Annotated in this window: 21 protein-coding genes and 2 tRNA genes; 13 read left to right on the top strand and 10 right to left on the bottom strand. The window is 54.1% G+C overall.

The window, feature by feature from the left end; translation table 11 throughout:
• From NFC81_RS04820 to NFC81_RS04800, 5 genes are all read right to left on the bottom strand, one after another.
• Entirely contained in the window at positions 1–981 is a 981-nt protein-coding gene (locus tag NFC81_RS04820) for a type II secretion system protein N (protein WP_304996401.1), read from the bottom strand.
• Positions 978–1,724, bottom strand: a complete 747-nt coding sequence (gspN, locus tag NFC81_RS04815; protein ID WP_304996400.1) for a type II secretion system protein N — start codon at positions 1,722–1,724, stop codon at positions 978–980. The genes NFC81_RS04820 and gspN overlap by 4 nt, the downstream gene beginning before the upstream one ends.
• 405 nt (positions 1,725–2,129) lie before the next feature.
• Positions 2,130–3,776 (bottom strand): chaperonin GroEL, encoded by a 1,647-nt coding sequence (gene groL / locus NFC81_RS04810; protein WP_304996399.1) that lies wholly within the window; start codon positions 3,774–3,776, stop codon positions 2,130–2,132.
• A gap of 57 nt (positions 3,777–3,833) precedes the next feature.
• The gene (gene groES / locus NFC81_RS04805) at positions 3,834–4,124 is read right to left on the bottom strand and encodes a co-chaperone GroES (protein WP_304996398.1); all 291 of its coding nucleotides are present in this window, start codon (positions 4,122–4,124) and stop codon (positions 3,834–3,836) included.
• Positions 4,125–4,285: 161 nt separating this feature from the next.
• Entirely contained in the window at positions 4,286–4,717 is a 432-nt protein-coding gene (locus tag NFC81_RS04800) for an FxsA family protein (protein WP_304996397.1), read from the bottom strand.
• A 227-nt stretch (positions 4,718–4,944) separates the two neighbouring features.
• On the opposite strand from NFC81_RS04800, the gene NFC81_RS04795 reads away from it, so the two are divergent.
• The 5 genes from NFC81_RS04795 (at position 4,945) to NFC81_RS04775 (ending at position 10,199) form a co-directional block, all read left to right on the top strand.
• A complete protein-coding gene (locus NFC81_RS04795) occupies positions 4,945–5,955 on the top strand; it encodes a response regulator (RefSeq protein WP_304996396.1) in 1,011 nt (336 codons plus the stop codon).
• Positions 5,903–6,871, top strand: a complete 969-nt coding sequence (locus NFC81_RS04790; RefSeq protein ID WP_304996395.1) for a 2-dehydropantoate 2-reductase — start codon at positions 5,903–5,905, stop codon at positions 6,869–6,871. The genes NFC81_RS04795 and NFC81_RS04790 overlap by 53 nt, the downstream gene beginning before the upstream one ends.
• Positions 6,872–6,934: 63 nt before the next feature.
• Complete coding sequence (locus tag NFC81_RS04785; RefSeq protein ID WP_304996394.1) at positions 6,935–8,914, top strand: ATP-binding protein; 1,980 nt, start codon at positions 6,935–6,937, stop codon at positions 8,912–8,914.
• Entirely contained in the window at positions 8,914–9,474 is a 561-nt protein-coding gene (locus NFC81_RS04780; protein WP_304996393.1) for a cob(I)yrinic acid a,c-diamide adenosyltransferase, read from the top strand. The genes NFC81_RS04785 and NFC81_RS04780 overlap by 1 nt, the downstream gene beginning before the upstream one ends.
• Positions 9,471–10,199 (top strand): alpha/beta hydrolase, encoded by a 729-nt coding sequence (locus tag NFC81_RS04775; RefSeq protein ID WP_304996392.1) that lies wholly within the window; start codon positions 9,471–9,473, stop codon positions 10,197–10,199. The genes NFC81_RS04780 and NFC81_RS04775 overlap by 4 nt, the downstream gene beginning before the upstream one ends.
• A gap of 49 nt (positions 10,200–10,248) precedes the next feature.
• Here the strand turns inward: NFC81_RS04775 and murI are convergent, their stop codons facing one another.
• Positions 10,249–11,061, bottom strand: coding sequence for a glutamate racemase (gene murI, locus NFC81_RS04770; RefSeq protein ID WP_304996391.1), 813 nt, complete (start codon positions 11,059–11,061; stop codon positions 10,249–10,251).
• Between the two features lie 54 nt (positions 11,062–11,115).
• A complete protein-coding gene (locus NFC81_RS04765; protein ID WP_304996390.1) occupies positions 11,116–11,595 on the bottom strand; it encodes a hypothetical protein in 480 nt (159 codons plus the stop codon).
• 84 nt (positions 11,596–11,679) lie between these two features.
• On the opposite strand from NFC81_RS04765, the gene NFC81_RS04760 reads away from it, so the two are divergent.
• The 4 genes from NFC81_RS04760 (at position 11,680) to NFC81_RS04745 (ending at position 13,289) form a co-directional block, all read left to right on the top strand.
• Entirely contained in the window at positions 11,680–11,916 is a 237-nt protein-coding gene (locus NFC81_RS04760; RefSeq protein WP_304996389.1) for a hypothetical protein, read from the top strand.
• 130 nt (positions 11,917–12,046) lie between these two features.
• Positions 12,047–12,123: transfer RNA gene (locus tag NFC81_RS04755), tRNA-Met, on the top strand.
• A 27-nt stretch (positions 12,124–12,150) separates the two neighbouring features.
• Positions 12,151–12,225 (top strand) — tRNA-Gln (locus tag NFC81_RS04750).
• 23 nt (positions 12,226–12,248) lie between these two features.
• Complete coding sequence (locus NFC81_RS04745; RefSeq protein WP_304996388.1) at positions 12,249–13,289, top strand: polysaccharide deacetylase family protein; 1,041 nt, start codon at positions 12,249–12,251, stop codon at positions 13,287–13,289.
• Here the strand turns inward: NFC81_RS04745 and NFC81_RS04740 are convergent.
• Together NFC81_RS04740 and NFC81_RS04735 are read right to left on the bottom strand one after the other, a co-directional pair.
• Entirely contained in the window at positions 13,264–14,091 is an 828-nt protein-coding gene (locus NFC81_RS04740; RefSeq protein WP_304996387.1) for a glucosaminidase domain-containing protein, read from the bottom strand. The two genes, NFC81_RS04745 and NFC81_RS04740, sit on opposite strands and share 26 nt — an antisense overlap.
• A 33-nt stretch (positions 14,092–14,124) precedes the next feature.
• On the bottom strand, positions 14,125–14,460 hold the full coding sequence (locus NFC81_RS04735; RefSeq protein ID WP_304996386.1) for a DUF1820 family protein: 336 nt from the start codon (positions 14,458–14,460) through the stop codon (positions 14,125–14,127).
• Positions 14,461–14,630: 170 nt separating this feature from the next.
• Here NFC81_RS04735 and miaB point away from each other — a divergent pair, with 170 nt between their 5' ends.
• The 4 genes from miaB to NFC81_RS04715 are packed head-to-tail and all read left to right on the top strand — an operon-like array spanning position 14,631 to position 18,427.
• Positions 14,631–15,986 carry a tRNA (N6-isopentenyl adenosine(37)-C2)-methylthiotransferase MiaB gene (gene miaB, locus NFC81_RS04730; RefSeq protein ID WP_304996385.1) on the top strand — a complete coding sequence of 452 codons (1,356 nt, stop codon included), beginning with the start codon at positions 14,631–14,633 and terminating at the stop codon, positions 15,984–15,986.
• 43 nt (positions 15,987–16,029) lie between these two features.
• Entirely contained in the window at positions 16,030–17,049 is a 1,020-nt protein-coding gene (locus NFC81_RS04725; protein WP_370529890.1) for a PhoH family protein, read from the top strand.
• Positions 17,046–17,534 (top strand): rRNA maturation RNase YbeY, encoded by a 489-nt coding sequence (ybeY, locus tag NFC81_RS04720; RefSeq protein WP_304996384.1) that lies wholly within the window; start codon positions 17,046–17,048, stop codon positions 17,532–17,534. The genes NFC81_RS04725 and ybeY overlap by 4 nt, the downstream gene beginning before the upstream one ends.
• Positions 17,531–18,427, top strand: coding sequence for a transporter associated domain-containing protein (locus tag NFC81_RS04715; protein WP_304996383.1), 897 nt, complete (start codon positions 17,531–17,533; stop codon positions 18,425–18,427). The genes ybeY and NFC81_RS04715 overlap by 4 nt, the downstream gene beginning before the upstream one ends.
• A gap of 15 nt (positions 18,428–18,442) precedes the next feature.
• Here the strand turns inward: NFC81_RS04715 and NFC81_RS04710 are convergent, their stop codons facing one another.
• The gene (locus NFC81_RS04710; RefSeq protein ID WP_304996382.1) at positions 18,443–20,662 is read right to left on the bottom strand and encodes a YgiQ family radical SAM protein; all 2,220 of its coding nucleotides are present in this window, start codon (positions 20,660–20,662) and stop codon (positions 18,443–18,445) included.
• Positions 20,663–20,674: the final 12 nt, after the last annotated feature.

The raw sequence follows: 20,674 nt of genomic DNA, 5'->3' as shown, positions 1-20,674 counted from the left end.
TCAAAAACTCGGTAAATTCTGGAAAATGCGGAAGGTTGCACCCGCACGTTCCAAGGTTATTCTTATTTCACCGGACGCCAAAACGGCTTCAATCAACTGCTGATCGCGCTCGATATTGCCGACACGCTGGTCATTCACTTCCGTAATAACGTCCCCCGGACGCAAGCCATTGGCAATTAGAATGCCTGAGCGCGGCGTGACGCGATAACCTTGTTCGGTTAATTCCAATCCGTATTGATTCAGTAAGCCCTGCGGGTTGCGAAACGCTTGCGCACGAACATCAGTAATCGCCTGCCGGATCTGCTGATCCAGACGTTCTTGTGCATCGGCCACATTGCGCGCAGAGGCGTCACTGCGTGAACCACTGGACGAAACTGCGCCGCGCGTTTCTTCTGTTGTACGCGCCGGAGCTGACGGCCGAGCTACCGGTGTCGGGGCAGCACTGGTCGTCTGGGCCGACGCCGCCGGGCCACTACCTGCAAGTGGTGCTTCGTCAAAACTCAACGTTTCAAGCACCCCAGCACGGCGTAGCACAACTCGGTTACGATGCACTTCAACCAGTTCAGCTTGGCCAAAGATGGTATCACCAACCCGAAATAGTTCAGCACCGCGACCGCGCTGCGAAATCATTGCCGAACCTTGCTGCGGACTATTGGCTGAAAAGACCCCCTGTAAAACCAGTTGCAGTCTAGTCGCCGGAGCAGTTTCGACCACAACGGGAGGGGGTTCGGGCTTTTTTTCGGCGTCCTCCCGGAACTCACCGAACCATTGCCCATCGGCAATCTCCTCCACCAGCACCGACGCATCAGCACCGTTGTCGTTGGACACTGTACCATTGCTCCAGTCCACTTCTACAAAGACGATGGAAGACGGACTGAGCACACGCCAAACAACCGGCGCAGAATAAGCACCTGCCCACGCCACCGTAGCCAGTAAACATAAGCTGGCAACACGGGTTAACCAGACGGCTGAAAGCATCATAGTAAATACTCCCGCAAGCTTACTCGACTCTCCATGATAATATCTCGACCACCCGGCAGGTTCACATTAAGTACTTCACGAATGTGTGTATAGATACGGTACATCGCCATTAGCTCGACATCGAGTTCAAAGTCGGCCAGCGGGCGATTGACCGTAGCGTCGACAACGCGCCCTTGCACTAGACCATCATTGTTTGTACTGACACTGGCCTGAATCAGCGGTAGACGTACCTCTTGCGGTCGCCCCATCCAAACAAAACGCGACTGCCCATTACGCCAGTCGAGATTGCCGTCTGCCACCAGCCGACCGCGACGAGGTGACCAAGCGAGAGACAAGTCATTTACCCAAAGATGACCCGACAAAGTCACGCGCTGTTGCGCGAGCGCAGGATTGACCGCCACCAGATCGACAAAGCCATCCAGGTTGTGTACATGCCAGCGCGTGAATGAACGCACCACCTGGCCTTCTATATCGGCCTTAGCGCCGCCCACCGAGAGGTCATAGCTCAATGCTCCCCTCAGCAAGTAAGCCGGACGAAACGACCAATCCAATAAAAAGCGATCTGAACCGTAGACTAAATCGGCTTGCCCGCGCCACAGATTTCCTGCTAGTGCATTCACCTTGACGGCTGAACGGGAATCGTCACCGAATTGATGCCACAGCACATGCACTGGCGTGGTAAACACCAGTGAGAGGAGAAAGAATGAAAGAAAAACGATGAGCAGATGGCGAACTTTAATCATTATTATGCTGAAACCTGTAACACATGCGCAAAACCCAGTGGCGCAGTGTACTTGAGTTTAACAGTTTCGTTCAATTAACCTTTTTGTAAGACAGACTTTCTATGGGTGCTCGGAGCTCTCACTGACCTACCGTATCGAAGAAAATACCTTTCTTACCGGCACAAAAAAGCCCGCCGAAGCGGGCTTTCTGATTTCATAGGCTTAACTAAGCGCATGCAAATTGCTTTTCATAACGTCGCGAGTGCAGCAGTTATGAGGCAATTGAAATCGTTCAGTGGCGCGTCGCGAGCGCAACCGAGACAAGGCGGAAATGCCAGCGAGAGCGCAGTGTGCTTAAAGCACATGAGCAACGAGCTGTCATTTCCAACGCCGTATCGGTCAGCGCAGCAGCGCCAGTGACCGATTTTACATCATGCCGCCCATGCCGCCCATACCACCCATGCCGCCCATATCCGGCGCGCCGCCCTTATCATCTGACGGCAAGTCAGTGATCATGGCTTCGGTGGTGATCATCAGGCCAGCAACAGAGGCTGCGGCTTGCAAGGCTGTACGCGTTACTTTGGCTGGGTCGATGATGCCGAACTCGGTCATGTCGCCGTATTCACCGTTAGCCGCGTTGTAACCGAAGTTACCTGAGCCGTTACGTACTTCGTTCAGTACGACTGATGGCTCGCCACCGGCATTACGAACGATCTGACGCAGTGGTGCTTCCATCGCGCGCAGTGCCAAGGCAATACCTACGTCTTGGTCACTGTTGTCGCCTTTCAGGTCGCCAATGTTGCTCAGTGCACGCACCAGAGCAACACCACCACCGGCTACAACGCCTTCTTCAACCGCAGCGCGTGTGGCGTGCAGGGCATCGTCAACGCGTGCTTTCTTCTCTTTCATCGCAGTTTCAGTCGCTGCGCCTACTTTGATGACCGCTACGCCGCCAGCCAATTTGGCCACGCGCTCTTGCAGCTTCTCTTTGTCGTAGTCGGAAGAGGAGTTTTCGATCTCAGTGCGGATTTGCTCAACCCGTGCTTTGATGTCTGCTTCTTCACCAGAACCGCCGACGATGGTGGTGTTCTCTTTGGTAGACACCACGCGCTTAGCCGTACCCAGGTGCTCCAAAGTCGTGCTTTCGAGATCCAAGCCTACTTCTTCAGAGATCACGGTACCGCCGGTCAGGATAGCCAAATCTTGCATCATGGCTTTACGACGGTCGCCGAAGCCTGGTGCTTTAGCAGCAGAAACTTTAACCGTACCGCGCATGTTGTTCACAACCAGAGTTGCCAATGCTTCGCCTTCGATGTCTTCCGCGATGATCATCAGCGGGCGACCAGACTTAGCAACGGCTTCCAGTACGGGAATAAGGTCGCGAATAGAAGAGATTTTCTTGTCGACCAACAGGATGTAAGGCTCTTCCTGCTCTGCGGTCATCGTCTCTTGGTTGGTAACGAAGTACGGTGACAGATAGCCACGGTCGAACTGCATACCTTCAACCACGTCGAGTTCGTCTTCGAAGCTGGTGCCTTCTTCAACGGTGATCACGCCTTCTTTGCCTACACGCTCCATAGCTTCAGCAATCAGCTTGCCGATGGTCGCGTCGGTGTTGGCGGAAATAGTACCAACCTGAGCAATTGCCTTGCTGTCTTGGCAAGGTACGGCCAGCTTACGCAGTTCTTCAACAACAGCGTTGGTCGCTTTGTCGATACCGCGTTTCAGGTCCATTGGGTTCATGCCCGCAGCAACGGACTTCAAGCCTTCGTTAACGAACGCTTGTGCCAATACAGTAGCAGTAGTAGTACCGTCACCGGCTTCGTCATTGGCCTTGGAAGCAACTTCCTTCACCATCTGCGCGCCCATGTTTTCGAACTTGTCTTCCAGTTCGATCTCTTTCGCTACCGTCACACCATCTTTGGTGATCAGTGGTGAGCCATAGGCTTTGTCGATAACTACGTTACGGCCCTTAGGACCCAGTGTGACCTTTACGGCATCAGCCAGTAGGTTTACGCCCGCTTGCATGCGGTTACGTGCGGAAACGCCAAATTTTACGTCTTTAGCTGCCATGTTACTTAGTACCTCAATCGCTTAATCAGTTAGTCAATTAACGGATAGTCAGAAAAATTAGGCTTGAACTACGCCAAATACGTCGCTTTCAGACATGATCAACAGCTCTTCGCCGTCGACTTTCACTGTGCTGCCAGCGTACTGACCGAACACAACCACGTCGCCTACTTTGACATCCAGTGGGCGCACTTCACCGTTTTCCAAGATACGACCATTACCCACAGCCAGTACTTCACCCTGTGAAGGCTTTTCTTTAGCTGAACCAGGCAGCACGATGCCACCAGCGGTTTTGGTTTCTTCTTCTTTGCGTCGTACTACGATGCGATCATGCAACGGACGAATTTTCATCTGATGTATCTCCCAATTAAACAGATTGCTAAAACCGAGAAGTAGTAAGGGCTTGCCACGGACTACTTCTTATTATTCATTTCCGCAAGGGATCAAGAAGAATCCATTGCGACCCTTCACAAAATGGGGCCATAGAAGACCATTTCAATAGCCACGAAAAATTATTTTTCTCGTTCGTACTCACCCTCGATCACCCGACCACCCGACTCCGGGTTGGCGGTGTGATGCGGGCGTGAACCGCCCGATGAGCCAGCGCCGTCCGAACCGCCGCCCGTACCCACGAAACTCCAGAGAAACAAAGCCACCCCGATCAAGTCAGTGCCGAAACCTGGAACAATCAACAACAACCCGGCTAATACCCGACGCATCATGACTTGCTGGCGCATCTGCAGCCACCAGTGCGACACCACACCACCCTGCATTTGCAGTTCCTGCATCAGGCGCCATCCGGCACGCCGAATAAGCTGTCCACCCAGCATAGCGGTGGCCACAATCAGCACGAGCGTCCAGAGCACGCCAATTTCGCTGCCGACTTCGATAAACAAGGTAAGCTCCATGGCGAACGCCAGCAGCAGGATAATGAGTAAAGGCATGCCTCTAACCTATGTAGTTTCTATGTGTGCAAAGTGCAAAATGGGGGTATTCGATCACATTTCAAGAAAAAACCGTCAATGGTCTGTGCTTTTTCGTTATCTGGATCACAGAACCTTCCCGCCGCATGTGCTTTATTAACAATGGTAGAAAATGTGGCTTGATGCCTGCCACCTTGCTTCATCTCATCATAATAAAAAGTACCGACGCCAAAACTGGGAGTTTTAGTATGGAACCAAATGTGGCCTTGCTGGTGGTCGATGACGCTCGCTTCAGTAATGCGGTAACAGTGCGGCACTTGCAACAAGCGGGATACCGCAATATTCGCTGCGCCACCAACGCCGAACAGGCTCTGAAATTGCACCAAGAGAGCGCCGCAGAAGTCATGATTGTCGACTGGCGCATGCCGGTGACCGATGGACTCACCCTAATGCAGCAGGTACGTGACTGGGATGCCGAACAAGATCGCTTTACCTACGTCATTATGCTCACCGCCGAAGAAGGCCCAGAGGCCATTCAAGCCGCGTTTGACCATGGCGTGGACGATTTCATCTGCAAATCAAATCTGCACAGCGAGCTAACCCCTAGGGTGTACGCCGCCGTGCGCACCACGCAACAGCAAAACGGCCTGATCAGCCGTCATCGCACCCTCAGTGTACGCCATCAGTCGTTGCGCCAAAACACCTGGCAAGACGCCATCACACACTTGGCTGGACCACAGTACACCAAGCGCTTTTTGGCGCGGAGCCTCGAACACATAGAAGGACGTGGCGGTGCCATAGGTTTAGTGCTGTTGCGCATCGACAATTATCAGGCGCTCAGTGATAACCTGCCGGAATCCGGTGTCGCCGGCCTGTTGCAGCAAGTCGGTCAGCACATTGAACAGCTGTGTCGACCGATGGACCTGGTGGCTCGACTGGGCCGAGAAACCTTCGCGGTAGTGTGTCACTCGGAAACCATAGAGCATTTTCAGCCCGGCGCTCTGAAACGCTTTCGCCACAGTTTGCATCAACGCAGTTTGAAAACCCGCTCTGGTTTTGTCACTATTGAAGCCAGTAGCTGTTTGGTTGCAACCAGCAGCGACACAGGGATTGCGCAATTAGCGGAGCTCTGGCATCTGGCACAACAGGCGCTAAACGAATCGTCACAAACCAAACGGCACGTAGTGAAAAACTGGCAAAAAGAAGATGTCAGCATTGAGCCACCTCGGTCCCCAGCAGCGCAGATTAAAGAGGCTTGACCTAATTCCAATACACGTTGATATCATCGGGCCCGGCGCCCTTGGTTTGCACTTAGCGCTGTCAATGCCGCCCGATGCGGTCGTGCGCCTGCGCCATCCAGACTTTTCAGCGGGAAGCGTTGCGTTGTCCTATGTCGACTCGTCGACCACGCGGCGCGTTGAAACTCTGTCCCTTACCGACCCAGCCCCCATTCGCTGCGCCCTTTTCACCACCAAGGCGTTTCAAGTGGTGCCCGCGTTGCGGGCGATACTACCCCAACTCGACGACGCGGCTGATGTCGTGCTACTGCATAATGGGCTCGGCCCCCAAGACGCCGCCTGTGCTCTATATTCTGGCAACGTTTGGGTGGGAACAACGACCGAGGGCGCTTTGCGCACGGACAAGTGGCAGGTACAACACACAGGGCGAGGGCAGACGATCATTGGCCCGTGGCGCACGGCGACCGATAGTACACAAACTGCCACTGATGAACCGGCAGTGATGCACCTGCTGCGACGGAGTCTCTGGGCATCCAGTTGGGCGCCGTCAACCTCTGTCATGCACCAACACATTTGGCGCAAGGTCATTATTAATTGTGCCATCAACCCGATGACAGCATTACACAATCTGCGAAATGGCGAGCTCCTCAACCCAGAATGGGTAGCCCAGTGGCAGGACATCGTGGTCGAAGCCGTTGCCGTGGCCAATGCCCAACACCTGTCTTTTGACCCTGAAGCCATGGTCGCCGACGCGCACACCGTCATGCAGGCGACGGCAGAAAACTATTCTTCCATGCACCAAGACTGGCACTACGGTCGTGCCACGGAAGCGGACCTGATCTTGGGGGCTGTTGTTCGTTACGGTGCTCAATCGGGCATCGCCACGCCACGGATCAGCGCATTGCTCGACGCGCTGATGGCAGGAAAAGCCTGTTAATGGCCCCGCCATTCGTTATACCCTTGATGGAATCCTGAACACACGGCACGGAATCTCATCACAGTGTCTACCGAACGCCCCATACACTACGCCCTATTCGTTAAGAACGCCCTGCTCATGGGCTGCGCCATGTTGATCACCGTCATTATTTGCATGTTGGCCGTGGTGTTTTTTTCGTACCACAGCGTTGCACCCAGTTGGCTGAAAACGGTGGAAGACAGCTTCCGTGCGGTCCCAGACGGCATCGACCACCGCGACCATTGGTCGGATCGTGTGACGCACTGGGACAGCTATCCAGCGCTGTTTGAAGGCGCAGCGCTCTATAATGACGGAGTGCTGGTCGCTGCCTACAACCGTCAACCTCGATACGCTTTCCCAGAGCGCGCCGCTGACCTACCGGCCACACTCCCGCCACCGCGCATACAACGACGTACCTGGCTCGACAATGAAGGTCGATGGCAACTGTATTCCGTCGCCAATGCTAGCCTGTTGAGTGAATTCTATCGTGCGCTGTCATGGTCACTTCTGGCACTGACTGCACTGGGTATCATGGTAGTGGCTCTATTGTCCTATCGCATTCAGGTTGCTCTCTCCAAACCTATTTTACAGTTGGTGGATTTGGCGCGCGTGGTCAGTCACGAACAGAATTTCACCTTGCGTGCACAGAAAGGCAAAGATGACGATATTGGGGAAATGGTGGATGCCTTTAATGATATGTTGCAACGCGTTGAAACACGCGACGTACAGCTGAAAAGTGAGCGTGACCGCGCCGAAAAAGCCCAAGTACAAGCCCAGACGTTAGCCAGTGAGACGCGTGCGGCCAATCAACGACTCGAGTTTGAGGTGCAGGTACGCGCCAAGGTAGAACGCAAGTTAACCGAGTTTCAGGCCTATCTGAACGCCATGATCAACTCCATGCCCTCGGTGTTGATCGCCGTAGACGAGAACGCGCGAATCACGCAATGGAACGACGAAGCCAGCCGCCTCAGTGGCCGCCCGCTGGATCTCGCCTTGGGCTATAGTCTGGACGAGGCCTTTCCCTTCATGCACAAGTACATGGATCGTCTGAGCCTCGCCCTGCTAGAGCGTGAAACCCAGCACATTGAGCGTGTGCGCTACCAAAATGATGGCACCGATTACCGACTGGATATGATGATCTACCCACTTCATTTGAAAGGCACCATCGGCGCCGTGATTCGAATCGATGACGTGTCGGACAAGGTGCGCATGGAAGAAATGATGGTACAGAGCGAGAAAATGATGTCGGTGGGTGGCTTAGCGGCCGGGATGGCACATGAGATCAACAACCCGCTGAGCGCCATCGTGCAAAGTGTTCAGACTATTCAGCGCCGTCTAAAAACGGAAACGCCTGCCAATCAGCGGGTAGCCAATGAGCTGGGCATCGACTTGCCACTGCTGCAACAGTATTTAAAGCGTCGTGATGTACCCAAATTTCTGGACCACATTCTGACGTCTGGCAACCGGGCGGCCGCGATCGTCACTAACATGTTGCAATTCAGTCGCCAGAGCAATACTACGCTGCAACAGGCCAATATGGTTGATCTGCTCGAACGCGCACTGGCCATTGCGATGAGTGACTTGGATCTACGCCAACATCTACGAAAAGAGAAACTGGTGATCGAGCGCGACTGGGGCGATTGTGCGGACTTGCAGCTTGCGGTGGCCAACACCGAAATAGAACAGGTTATTTTTAACCTGTTGAAAAACGCCTACCAAGCCATTCTGCAGCGTCAGACCGAAGAAGACATCGTGGGCGTTATCCGAATACAATGCCAGCGCAGCAGTCATTACTGTATCATTCAGGTGAGTGACAACGGTAAAGGAATGGATGCCAGTACCCGCAAGCGGGTTTTTGAGCCCTTTTTTACCACCAAGGACGTTGGTCATGGCACTGGCCTCGGACTCAGTGTCGCCTACTTCATTGTAACCTCGCATCATCGAGGACAATTGAGCGTGCAGTCCGAGCCGAACATAAACACCACGTTCACCATTAAATTACCACTGACGCAGGAAGGCGCCTAATGGCAAACCGATTGACGAAAATCTATACCCGTGGCGGCGATAAAGGCACCACAGGGCTCGGCACCAACGACCGCGTGTCCAAACACGCACCTCGCATCCATGCCCTGGGTGATGTTGACGAAGTCAACAGTTGGATCGGCCACATCCGCTCAGCATTGGCCCAGCCGCACGACCTTGATGCGGTACTAAGCCAAATTCAACATGACTTGTTTGATATTGGTGGCGAATTAGCCATGCCCGGCTTCGAGCTGGTTAGCCCCACCTTGGTCGAAGAATTAGAGCAGCATATTGACCGCATAAACGGTGACCTTCCCGCATTGGAGAATTTCATTCTGCCAGCGGGCAATGAAGCCTGTTCACGTGCTCACATAGCGCGCGCGGTAGCACGTCGTGCCGAGAGACAACTATGGGCATTACAGGAAGTAGATGACAGCGTCAGTATGCGCGCTGTCCAGTATTTGAATCGATTGTCCGATTTTCTGTTCGTCGTAAGCCGTGCGTTAGCGCGCGAGAACGGCGGCAAAGAAGTGCTCTGGCAGAGTCGGCACACTCCATCATGAGCAGCCACACCATCCGCATCCTACTTCTACTCGGTGCATTGATGTTTACCGGCGCCTGCTCACTGTTTTCGCGCAGTGTAGGCCTGACCGAGAATACTCAGTGGGCATTGGGCAACGATGCCTTGGTGTATGTTCAGACAGAACCATTCTTAACCATTGCGCCAAACGGCCGAGAACCGCTCACCGGTATCATTTTTTATCCGGGCGGCAAGGTAAAACCATCCGCCTATGCGCCTCTGTTGCGTGGTTTGGCGGCGCAAGGGTATTTGGTGGTGGTGCCAGATATGCCTCTGGATCTAGCCGTGCTGGGCGCCAATCGTGCACGCCAGGTAATTGCGGAGTTTCCCGCCGTGCGCCAATGGGTGATCGGAGGGCACAGCTTGGGTGGCGCAATGGCGACCGGGCATGCACTGCGCGACAACCACTATGAAGCTGTTGTATTGCTTGCAGCCTACCCGACCAATCGCCGCTACCCTGAAGCAGCCCCCCCTACTCTGGCCATCTTCGCCAGCAACGACGGACTTGTCACCACGGACGATCGCCTCAAGGCTGAACGTCTGTTACCGCGCGGCTCCCGCTCGGTGATACTGGAAGGAGGCAATCATGCCCAGTTTGGCGCCTACGGCTTACAAATGGATGACGGTGTCGCCACCATTTCCGATGTTGAGCAATGGCGGCAAACGCAGGACTTAATCCTCGATTTTCTAGAAGGCCTGGGGCTGTAACCCTAGATCAAGCCAACCAGCTTTAGAAAAAGGGGCTTTTTGATGCTCCCTATAGATCAACAAGATGCACATCCTGTACGCCGACCGCATCGCCAAGAAATATACCTGCTACCCGCGCAAAGCGCTCCGGCCCATCGGTTACCTGAAACTCGGTATGACCTATACGGCCAGGCGAGCATGCGAGAACTTCATTGCGCAAACGCTCGCTCACCACTTCTGCTGTCGTTAATGCTGAATCGACTAAGGTGACATCCGGCCCCATAATCTTAGCAATAACTGGGCGCAATACCGGGTAATGCGTGCAGCCCAACACCAGCGTATCAATGGCCGGGTCAAGCGCCTGCAAAGGCTCAAGATAGGTGCGCACGATCTCCGTTACCAACGCTCCGTCCACCCAGCCTTCTTCTACCAAGGACACGAAGAGTGAGCACGCCTTACCGGTCACCACGGCGTCTGCTCGCAACGCCTGAATGGCGTCGGTGTAAGCGCCACGCAAAATAGTGCCCTCGGTAGCAATCACCCCAATATGGCCGGTTGCAGAGGCGCATACGGCGCGCTGCGCACCCGGATTCACCACACCGACGATCGGCAGGTCGGGCAAGGCCGCCTGAATGGCAGGCAATGCTAACGCCGACGCGGTATTACAGGCCACTACAAGCATTTTAATGTCTTGTTGCCGTAACTTTTTCGCCACCTGTAACGCGTACTGGGTCACGCTGGCTTGGCTTTTTGTACCATAGGGCACTCGAGCTGTGTCACCTAAGTAAATCATATCTTCTGCCGGCAACCGGCGGCGCAATTCCGCCAGCACCGTCAACCCGCCTAAACCGGAGTCAAACACTCCGATGGCCGCATTATTCATTACGTTTTCCACCGCACCAAACCAATTGGGTTGGCATTGTAGCCTTGCCGTGACCTATTGCGAAGTGGTGTCGCTACGATCAGCCGTTGGCATACGCTGACGCTGCACACGCAATTCACCAATTCCGGTTAACTGTACTTGCACCTGATAGTCTTCGTGCGTACGCACATCACGCGCGACAAACTCCAGCAGGTCTACATTACTGGAACGTCGGAAAGTAGGCGGGGTGAATATATAGCGTTCGTTCTCATGCAATTCGTCTAGGGCGCGCATGGCGATCATGCCGCGATCGCACTGACACAACCATTGCACATAGATCTTGTGGCGCTGAAAGCTACTTTCATCTTCCATCACTACGACACGATAGCTGCCGTCGAGCGAGCCGTAACGCCAGTAGCCTAAACGCTGCACATAAACGACCGATTCCGGCATGGCATAGATGCCGTGCTCCGACCGTACCGAGGCCCCGATCACCGTTGAACTTAGCGCTGTCACACCACACAAAAACAGCGCAAGAATCAGATAACGTTTCATAGTTGTGACCATTTAATTGTGTTTCTTACTCTCAAGTAACGGCCGCAGCCGCCGATTCTATAGTCAGTTAGAGGAGACACGGCGATGACACCCATCACACTGGGCAAGAATTTACTGACTGATGACGAGATTCTGACCTACGCCATGAGCGAAGACAACTTTCGTTTATTGACGCTGGAACGCTTGCATCACCACGCCATTGCCGCAGCCTTGCTGACGGCGAGCACCTTGATACGCCTGCAACACTCCTCAGCCTACTTGCCGCTGGAGAGCTTTCCCAACCGCAAATCCGTGGATTCAGACCCACACGGGCAAGGGTAACGGGCGCTACAGCAAGGTCCATCACAGCGGGCCCCAAGTAGCGCCATAACTATTTGAAATCTTTTATCTTTTTTTAAGTTCCGCTGTTGACACCCAGCGAAATATACGGATAATGCGCTTCGTTCTCAGGGGCTATGTAGCTCAGTTGGTTAGAGCACAGCACTCATAATGCTGGGGTCGCTAGTTCGAATCTAGCCATAGCCACCAACGAACAGATACAATGTAGAAAGTTGATGGGCTGTCGCCAAGTGGTAAGGCACCGGTTTTTGGTATCGGCATTCGGAGGTTCGAATCCTCCCAGCCCAGCCATCCTTTCTAACATTGGAGTTCGTATGGTCTTCTTTAACCGAGCCATGCTCGGAACACTACTAGCACTCTTCCTCGCTACGCCAAGCCTGGCATTAAACATCCTGATGTACCATCACATTGCCGATGACACGCCACCATCGACGTCAACACGTGTGGCCGTCTTTCAGGATCACCTCGACTACCTCAAAGAACACCACACCGTGGTTGACCTGCTGTGGGCGATGGATGAAATTCGCGCTGGTCGCGACCTGCCCGACAACGCTGTCGCCATCACCTTCGATGACGCCTACCGCAACAACTACACAACAGCCTGGCCAATGCTTAAAGAGGCTGGCTTTCCGTTTACCATCTTTACCGCTACCCAACCCGTTGACCAAGGCTCTCGCCTAGTCATGACGTGGGATATGCATCGCGAAATGCATGCCGCAGGCGTGACTATTTTGAATCACAGTCACGGGCATGAATACTTGGTGCGTTCCGACACCTATGATGAAGCCTGGCTCAATAACGCGATGGAAAGCATTCGTACCGGGCAGGCGCGCCTCGAAGCGGAATTAGGCACCGAATTACCCAAAGTATTTGCCTACCCCTACGGTGAATACAATGATCTGCTGCAAGCAGCGCTGCGCGAGGAAGGGTACGAGATGGCTTTTGGCCAACACTCCGGTGGTGTCGCCGAATTTTCTGACATGATGGCACTGCCACGCTATGCCGCCGGCGGCATCTTTGCCAACCTGAACACGCTGCGCCCCAAACTGAGAGGCCGGCCTCTGCCGGTTGAATTCCCGCTGGCTGATCCGGTCACCAATGATCGCTTCCCGATTTTACGCGTGCGTACACTGGATAATCCTGACGTACGCTGGGATGCTATTCAGTGTTTCTCTGGCGGTGGCGATCCGTTGCCAACCAGAATCGAAGCTGGCTGGCTGATCACCCAAACGGAAAGTGAATTGCGCGATGGTCGGCAGCGCTACAACTGCACTGCGCCATCACGCAGCGTTAACGGTGTCTTCTATTGGCTGTCTCAGCAGTGGCTGATCAATCAAGGGCCTGTAGACCGTTAAAACGAATCATCGCATTAAGCTCTTCCACGTACTCCTCTCGGCGGGTCGAATAAGCAATCAGGCCCGCCGTGAGATCGAGACCACTGACGACCTCACTCTCTTCGCGTGCAGCGGCCCGCAAGGCACGTAACTCGTCGTAACCGTTATGCCGATTCAAATTCAGAATGTACGCCCGCACCGACAGTCCGGCGTGATCAAACGCACGCACTTCATACGTCTCGCCCTCCGGGCGGCCTCGCGGCACAACACCGCAGCCTTCAGAAAAACACCACTGGCCGAACAGGTTATTACCCAGCAATGCAAACCGAGACGTTCCCCACGCGGACTCATTGGCCGCTTGCGCTATGATCAAAGACATCGGGATGGCATCCACCTTGACCAGCAGTGCCTCGGTTTGCGCCAACAGCGACTGGTCCCGGCTCACGTAATAGAGTTCGGACACCGCAAGCAACCGCTCAACCGTGCGTTCCGACAGCTCTTCACCGGCCTGCAAGCGCGCATGCCAACCCTTTATTTCCGCTCGTAAGCGCAGCACGCGCTCATTTTCGGCCTCGGCCAATGGAATCAGATAACTATAGAACGCATCTTTCCGCGCCTGCACCGTTGGCTCGGACGCAAAATCCGGCAGCGCCAGCAACGCCAACGCGGCAGCCTCCTCCGCAGCGCGAATGGCCTCTCGAGCACGCTCTTCGGCATCTTGTCCACGCTCCCAACCCCAAAACGCTGCCAATAGGGCTACCACACCTATCACCAACCAGCCCAGTGGCCATCGATTCGCTCTCGGATACTGCTGTTTCAACATAGTAATGCTCTCCTAGCCAACAATGGCCAACAACTAACTGCGGCCACTGGGCCTTGGCGGTGCAGGAAAAGGGGTCACCTCACCCTTACCCGTGTGGTCGCGCACCTTCGCGACGCCTTCTTTGTCCATTTCGTCAATACGCAACACCCGATGCATCGGTACATAGCTGCGCTTCACGCCAGAAAACTCACTTTTCAGCTTCTCTTCGCCAGGATCAACCACCACCTGCGAACGCTCACCGAAAATAAAGCCTCCCAACTCAATAAAGCCATGCATGTCACTCTGCGTTACTTCGCGACAAAACACCTCGTACACCTTGTCTTGGTGGACGAAAATCACACGATACACAATGCGTTTTTTATCAGTCATACCTTAAACCTTAGACTAGGAAATCGAGGAACCCCAACAAAGCGGCGGATTTTATCACGCGATTTCTGTTGTACCTAGCGGGCGTATAGCCCCTGTGTTTTCAACACCACAACAGGTATAATCCGCGCCCTTACAGATTTGCTCGCACACAGGACTGACTGAAGTACACCATGACCAAAAAGCTATTCATTAAAACCCACGGCTGTCAGATGAATGAGTACGACTCTGCCCGCATGGCGGACTTGCTCAAAGACAGCGAGGGCATGGAACTCACACATTCCGCAGAAGACGCCGATGTTATTCTGCTGAACACCTGTTCCATTCGTGAAAAAGCCCAGGAAAAGGTGTTTCATCAACTGGGGCGCTGGAAGAAACTTAAGAAAAAGAACCCCAACCTAAAAATCGGAGTGGGCGGCTGCGTGGCGAGCCAAGAAGGCGACAGCATCAGCCAGCGCGCGCCTTACGTGGATATGATTTTCGGGCCGCAGACCCTACATCGCCTGCCCGAGCTATTGAAGGGCGGCTCGGCCACCGCCAATGGCAATCGTATTGCAGCCATTGACGTCACTTTTCCGGAAATCGAGAAGTTCGATCATTTGCCAGCCCCCAGTAGCAACGGTGTAACTGCCTTCGTCTCGGTGATGGAAGGCTGCTCAAAGTACTGCACCTTTTGTGTGGTGCCCTACACGCGCGGCGAAGAAGTCAGCCGACCGTATGACGACGTTTTGGCCGAAGTCGCCCACTTGGCGGCACAAGGTGTGCGTGAGATTAATTTCTTAGGCCAAAACGTGAACGCCTACCAAGGACCTAAACACGACGGCACCGTCGCTGACCTTGCCGAGCTGATCACGGTCACCGCACAGATCGACGGCATTGACCGCATCCGCTTTACGACATCGCATCCGGTCGAATTCAGTGACAGCCTGATTGATGTCTATGCCGATGTCCCTGAATTGGTCAGCCACCTGCATCTGCCGGTGCAAAGTGGCAGCGATAATATCCTTAAGGCCATGAAGCGCGGCCATACCGCTGCTGAGTACATCGACAAGCTGGAACGTATTCGTGCGCTGCGCCCCGATATCAGCTTCTCTTCGGATTTCATCATTGGCTTCCCCGGTGAGACGGAAGAGGACTTCATGGCGACCATGAACGTCATCCAAACCATCGGCTTTGATCATTCGTTCAGCTTTGTTTACAGCGCGCGTCCCGGCACCCCTGCGGCGCAACTGACCGACGACACTCCGGAATCCGTCAAAAAGCAGCGTCTGCAAATCCTGCAGGATCGCATCGGACAGATTGCCATGGATATTTCTCGCGCCATGATCGGTACGACACAATTGCTGCTGGTCGAGAATGCTTCGCAGCGCAACCCCGGCGAACTCGTCGGTAAGACCGAAAATAACCGCTTGACCTACTTCCCCTGCACCGACGAAAGTCTCATTGGCAAATTCGTTCAGGTGCGTATCAATGAGGCTTACCACAATTCGTTACGTGGTGAGCTAATTAACGCTGATCTGGCGTATTGATCTATACTTCCATACAGTGAACAGCAACCACGAGGCGGACTTTTTGACCACCACAGATACTCCTGAAATCACAGCATTACAATTTGACCTCAACCCCGACAACCCGCATCGTCTGGCCAGCTTGTGCGGCCTAGGCAACGAGAATTTGCGTTTGATTGAAGAACGCTTAGATGTGCGCATACTCAGTCGCGGCAATCATTTTGAAGTGAAAGCGGAGGCCGACTTGGCACAGGTTGTGAAAAAGCTGCTCACTGATTTGTACCAACAAACCAAAGGCGGCAAAGACCTCTCGCCCGACACCGTGCATCTGCACCTCCAAGACGCCGAAATCGAAACACGAGTCAGTGCGGAAATCAGCCCGAGTAACCCATGGTCTAATCCCCGCCTGAACGAGATTCGCACGCCCAAAATGGTGGTCAAGCCCAAAGGTCCTAACCAGACAGCCTATGTGGATGCGGTGCAACGCAATGACATCAATTTTGGCCTCGGCCCAGCGGGCACCGGCAAAACGTTCCTGGCCGTAGCCTGCGCCGTGAATGCCTTGATGCGCGATGACGTAAAACGCATATTATTGGTACGCCCAGCGGTAGAGGCCGGCGAAAAACTGGGGTTCCTACCCGGTGATTTAGCGCAAAAAGTGGACCCCTATTTGCGTCCACTGTACGACGCATTGTATGAAATGCTGGGCTTCGAAAAGGTCGATCGCCTGATTGAACGCAACATCATTGAGGTCGCTCCACTGGCCTATATGCGCGGCCGAACGCTGAGCCATTCTTTTATCATCCTAGACGAAAGCCAGAACACCACGCGTGAACAGATGAAAATGTTCCTGACCCGCATTGGCTTTGGCTCTACCGCTGTCATCACCGGCGATCCGACGCAGGTCGACTTACCGCGCAACCAAAAATCCGGCCTGGCCCATGCTGTGGAAGTACTGGAGGGGGTACCGGGTATCAGCTTTGTGCGCTTCGCTTCTAAAGACGTGGTGCGCCACCCGGTGGTTCAGCGCATTGTAGACGCCTATGAAGCCTGGGATGCCAACGAACCAAAAGAACATCAATGAGCACGTTAGAAGTCACTTTGCAGGATGCCTGTACGGCGCCCGGAGAACGACCAGACGAGGCGATGGTGGTCAACTGGCTCGCACCGCTGGCGACCCGTTTAGACAGCGCTTCAGGCTTAACCGTAAGGTTAGTTGACAGCGCCGAGTCACAACAGTTGAATAACACCTATCGTGGCAAAGACAAACCGACCAATGTGCTGTCTTTCCCGTTTGAAGCCCCAGCCGACATTCCCCTTGACGAAGATTACTTGGGTGATCTGGTAATCTGCGTACCGGTGGTGAATCAAGAAGCTGAGGAGCAGCAGAAGCCAATACTGCATCACTGGGCCCACATGGTGATTCATGGAGCCTTGCATTTATTGGGTTATGACCATATTTCCGATGATGACGCTGAAGAAATGGAACAGCTTGAGCGCGAATTATTGTTCCAACTGGGCATACCAGATCCTTATATTATTAACGGGAGCGAGAACCTCACCCCATGAGCGAAGAACCGAGTAGTCAGTCCGGCAGGCGTAGCTGGCTTGAGAAACTGGCTGATGCGTTTTCATCAGAGTTACGTGACAAAGAACAAGTCATGGAATTACTGCAAGAAGCGCACGAAAACGAACTGCTGGACCATTCTGCACTCCACATCATGCAAGGTGCCATGAAGGTCACCGATCAACATGCACGTGACATCATGGTGCCACGCTCGCAAATGGTCTGCATTGAGCACGATGACAGCTTTGCCACCATCATGGAAAAGATCGTCACCTCGTCACATTCGCGTTTTCCGGTATTGAGTGAAGACAACTCCACTGTAACCGGCGTACTGCTGGCCAAAGACATTCTGCAACTGGCGCAGGAATACGCGTTCGATGCTGAGAAGATTGCGGCTAACCTGCACAAAATTATTCGCCAGCCCGTGTTTGTGCCGGAGATCAAGCGGCTGAATCGCCTGTTGCGCGACTTCCGCGAAACACGCAACCATTTGGCCGTGGTGGTCGATGAGTACGGCGGTGTCGCTGGCTTGGTCACCATTGAAGACGTACTGGAAGAGATCGTCGGCGATATTGAAGACGAGCACGACCCAGCGGAAGAAGAAGATATTCAAGAAATGGGTGGCGGCTTGTTCAAGGTCGCGGCGCTGACCGAGATTGAAGACTTCAATGAACACTTCGATACCGCTTTGAGCGATGACGAGTTCGACACCATCGGCGGCTTTGTCACCCACGTGTTTGGCTATCTACCGAAAAAAGGCGAGTCCGTGCGTATCGCCGACCTACTGTTCACCGTGCACAGTGCCGATGACCGCCGTATCTTGCACTTGCAAGTGATGCCGGTTGGAACAACGGCAGTGACGGAAAACGAGCCGGACACCACACCAACCCCTTAGCCATCACTCCTGCACTCAGTGCGGCTTGCTTGCTCTTTTTGAGGCAGGCTTGCCGCGCGCCCCCTTCCCTTTTGCAGGATTGCTTGGGTTATGTGGCAAACCTGTATGCTGCGTCCGCGCATTAAAGCGCGGCGCATAACGGTCTTTTTGCACGCCTTCCGGCGGCACCAAGTGTGTTTTACCGCGCCCAATTAAATCGGCCCGCCCCATCCGCTTCAACGCTTGACGCAACATGGGCCAATTCTCTGGTCGGTGGTATTGCAAAAACGCCTTATGCAACAAGCGCTGCTGCTTGCCGCGGGCCGAATATATCTTGCCTTCGCGCTGCAATTTTAACGGTTTGAGCGGATTCTTACCGGTGTGGAACATCGCTGTGGCCGTTGCCATGGGCGACGGATAGAAATTCTGTACCTGATCGACACGAAACTTGTGCGCTTTCAGCCAAATCGCCAACGCCATCATGTCTTCGTCGGTAGAGCCGGGGTGTGCGGCGATAAAATACGGAATCAGATACTGTTCTTTACCGGCCTCTTTCGAGAAGCGGTCAAACATCTCCTTGAATTCGTCGTACGCCCCCATGCCCGGTTTCATCATCAAGTCGAGTGGGCCGCTTTCGGTATGCTCCGGGGCAATTTTCAAATACCCGCCCACATGATGGGTGACCAGTTCTCGTACGTATTCCGGATCTTTTACTGCCAAGTCATAGCGTAATCCCGAAGCAATACGGATCTGCTTGATGCCTGGCAAGGCACGGGCGCGACGATACAGCTTAGTGGTCGGACTGTGATCAGTAATCAAGTTGCCGCAAATCGTCGGATACACACAGGACGGACGACGGCACTTGGCTTCGATTTCACGGTCATTACAGGTCAGGTGGTACATATTGGCCGTGGGACCACCCAGGTCAGAGATCGCACCGGTGAAGCCCGGAGTTTTATCACGAATTCGTTCAATTTCCTGAATCACCGAGTCTTCAGAACGGCTTTGAATAATACGCCCTTCGTGTTCGGTGATGGAGCAGAAGGTACAGCCACCAAAACAACCACGCATGATGTTGACCGAAAATTTGATCATATCGTACGCTGGAATCACCGCATCGCCATAGACTGGATGGGGTATGCGCTGGTAAGGCAACTCAAATACCCAGTCTAATTCATCGGTACTGAGCGGAATGGCGGGTGGATTCTGCCAGACCCAGCGGTCACCGTGCCGTTGCGCCACCGCCCGTGCATTACCGGGATTGGTCTCGCGGTGAAAGATGCGCGAGGCATGCGCATACAGCACGGAGTCCTGCCGTACCGCTTGGCTGTCGGGCAATTCAATAAAGGTTGGGCTTGCCGACGCCGCACCCAGCAAACGCACCGGCTCTGCAACCACCACTTCTGCGCCACTGGCCTCTGCCTGCACCACGCCCTGTTCAGTCACGCCCGTACGCGCGGCTTTGGCCTTGCTGTCACTGCAGGTTGCCGTCTCGGTAACCTGATAAGGATTTTGCGGTAAATAGGGCTTACTGGGTGCATCCAACGTACGCGAATCAATCCGCGCAAAGTCGTCCGGCAATTGGTTCACCACATAGCAGGTCGCACGAATATCGTGCATATCGCGTGGCCGTTCGCCTTGCGCTGCCCGGTGAGCGATTTCGACAATGGCGCGTTCGGCATTGCCGTACAGCAGCAGATCCGCATGGCTATCAATCAAGATGGACTGGCGCACCTTGTCCGACCAATAATCGTAATGCGCCAGGCGGCGCAAACTGGCCTCAATACCGCCAATAACAATTGGAACGGTCGGCCAGGCTTCATGGACCCGCTGACTGTAAACAATGGTAGCTCGATCTGGGCGACTGCCGCCCTGCCCACCTGGTGTATAGGCATCATCGGAGCGCACTTTACGATCAGCCGTGTAGCGATTGATCATGGAGTCCATGTTACCGGCGGCAACCCCGAAGAACAGGTTCGGCTGCCCTAAGGCTTTGAAGTCAGCGGTTGACTGCCAATCCGGCTGGGCAATGATACCGACGCGAAAGCCTTGTGCTTCAAGCACACGGCCAACAACGGCCATACCAAAACTTGGGTGATCAACGTAGGCGTCGCCGGTAACCAAGATGATGTCACAACTGTCCCATCCCAGCGCGTCCATCTCGGCTCGGCTCATCGGCAAAAACGGGGCTGGACCGAAGCATTCTGCCCAGTATTTCCGATAGGCGTACAGCGGTTTGGGCTTGGTGGTAGACATAAAGCAGAGTCG

It is taken from the genome of Salinispirillum sp. LH 10-3-1 (assembly GCF_030643825.1).
Taxonomy (GTDB): domain Bacteria; phylum Pseudomonadota; class Gammaproteobacteria; order Pseudomonadales; family Natronospirillaceae; genus Salinispirillum.
The sequence above is the reverse complement of the archived record's forward strand: the minus strand, read 5'-3'. Positions and strand labels throughout refer to the sequence as shown.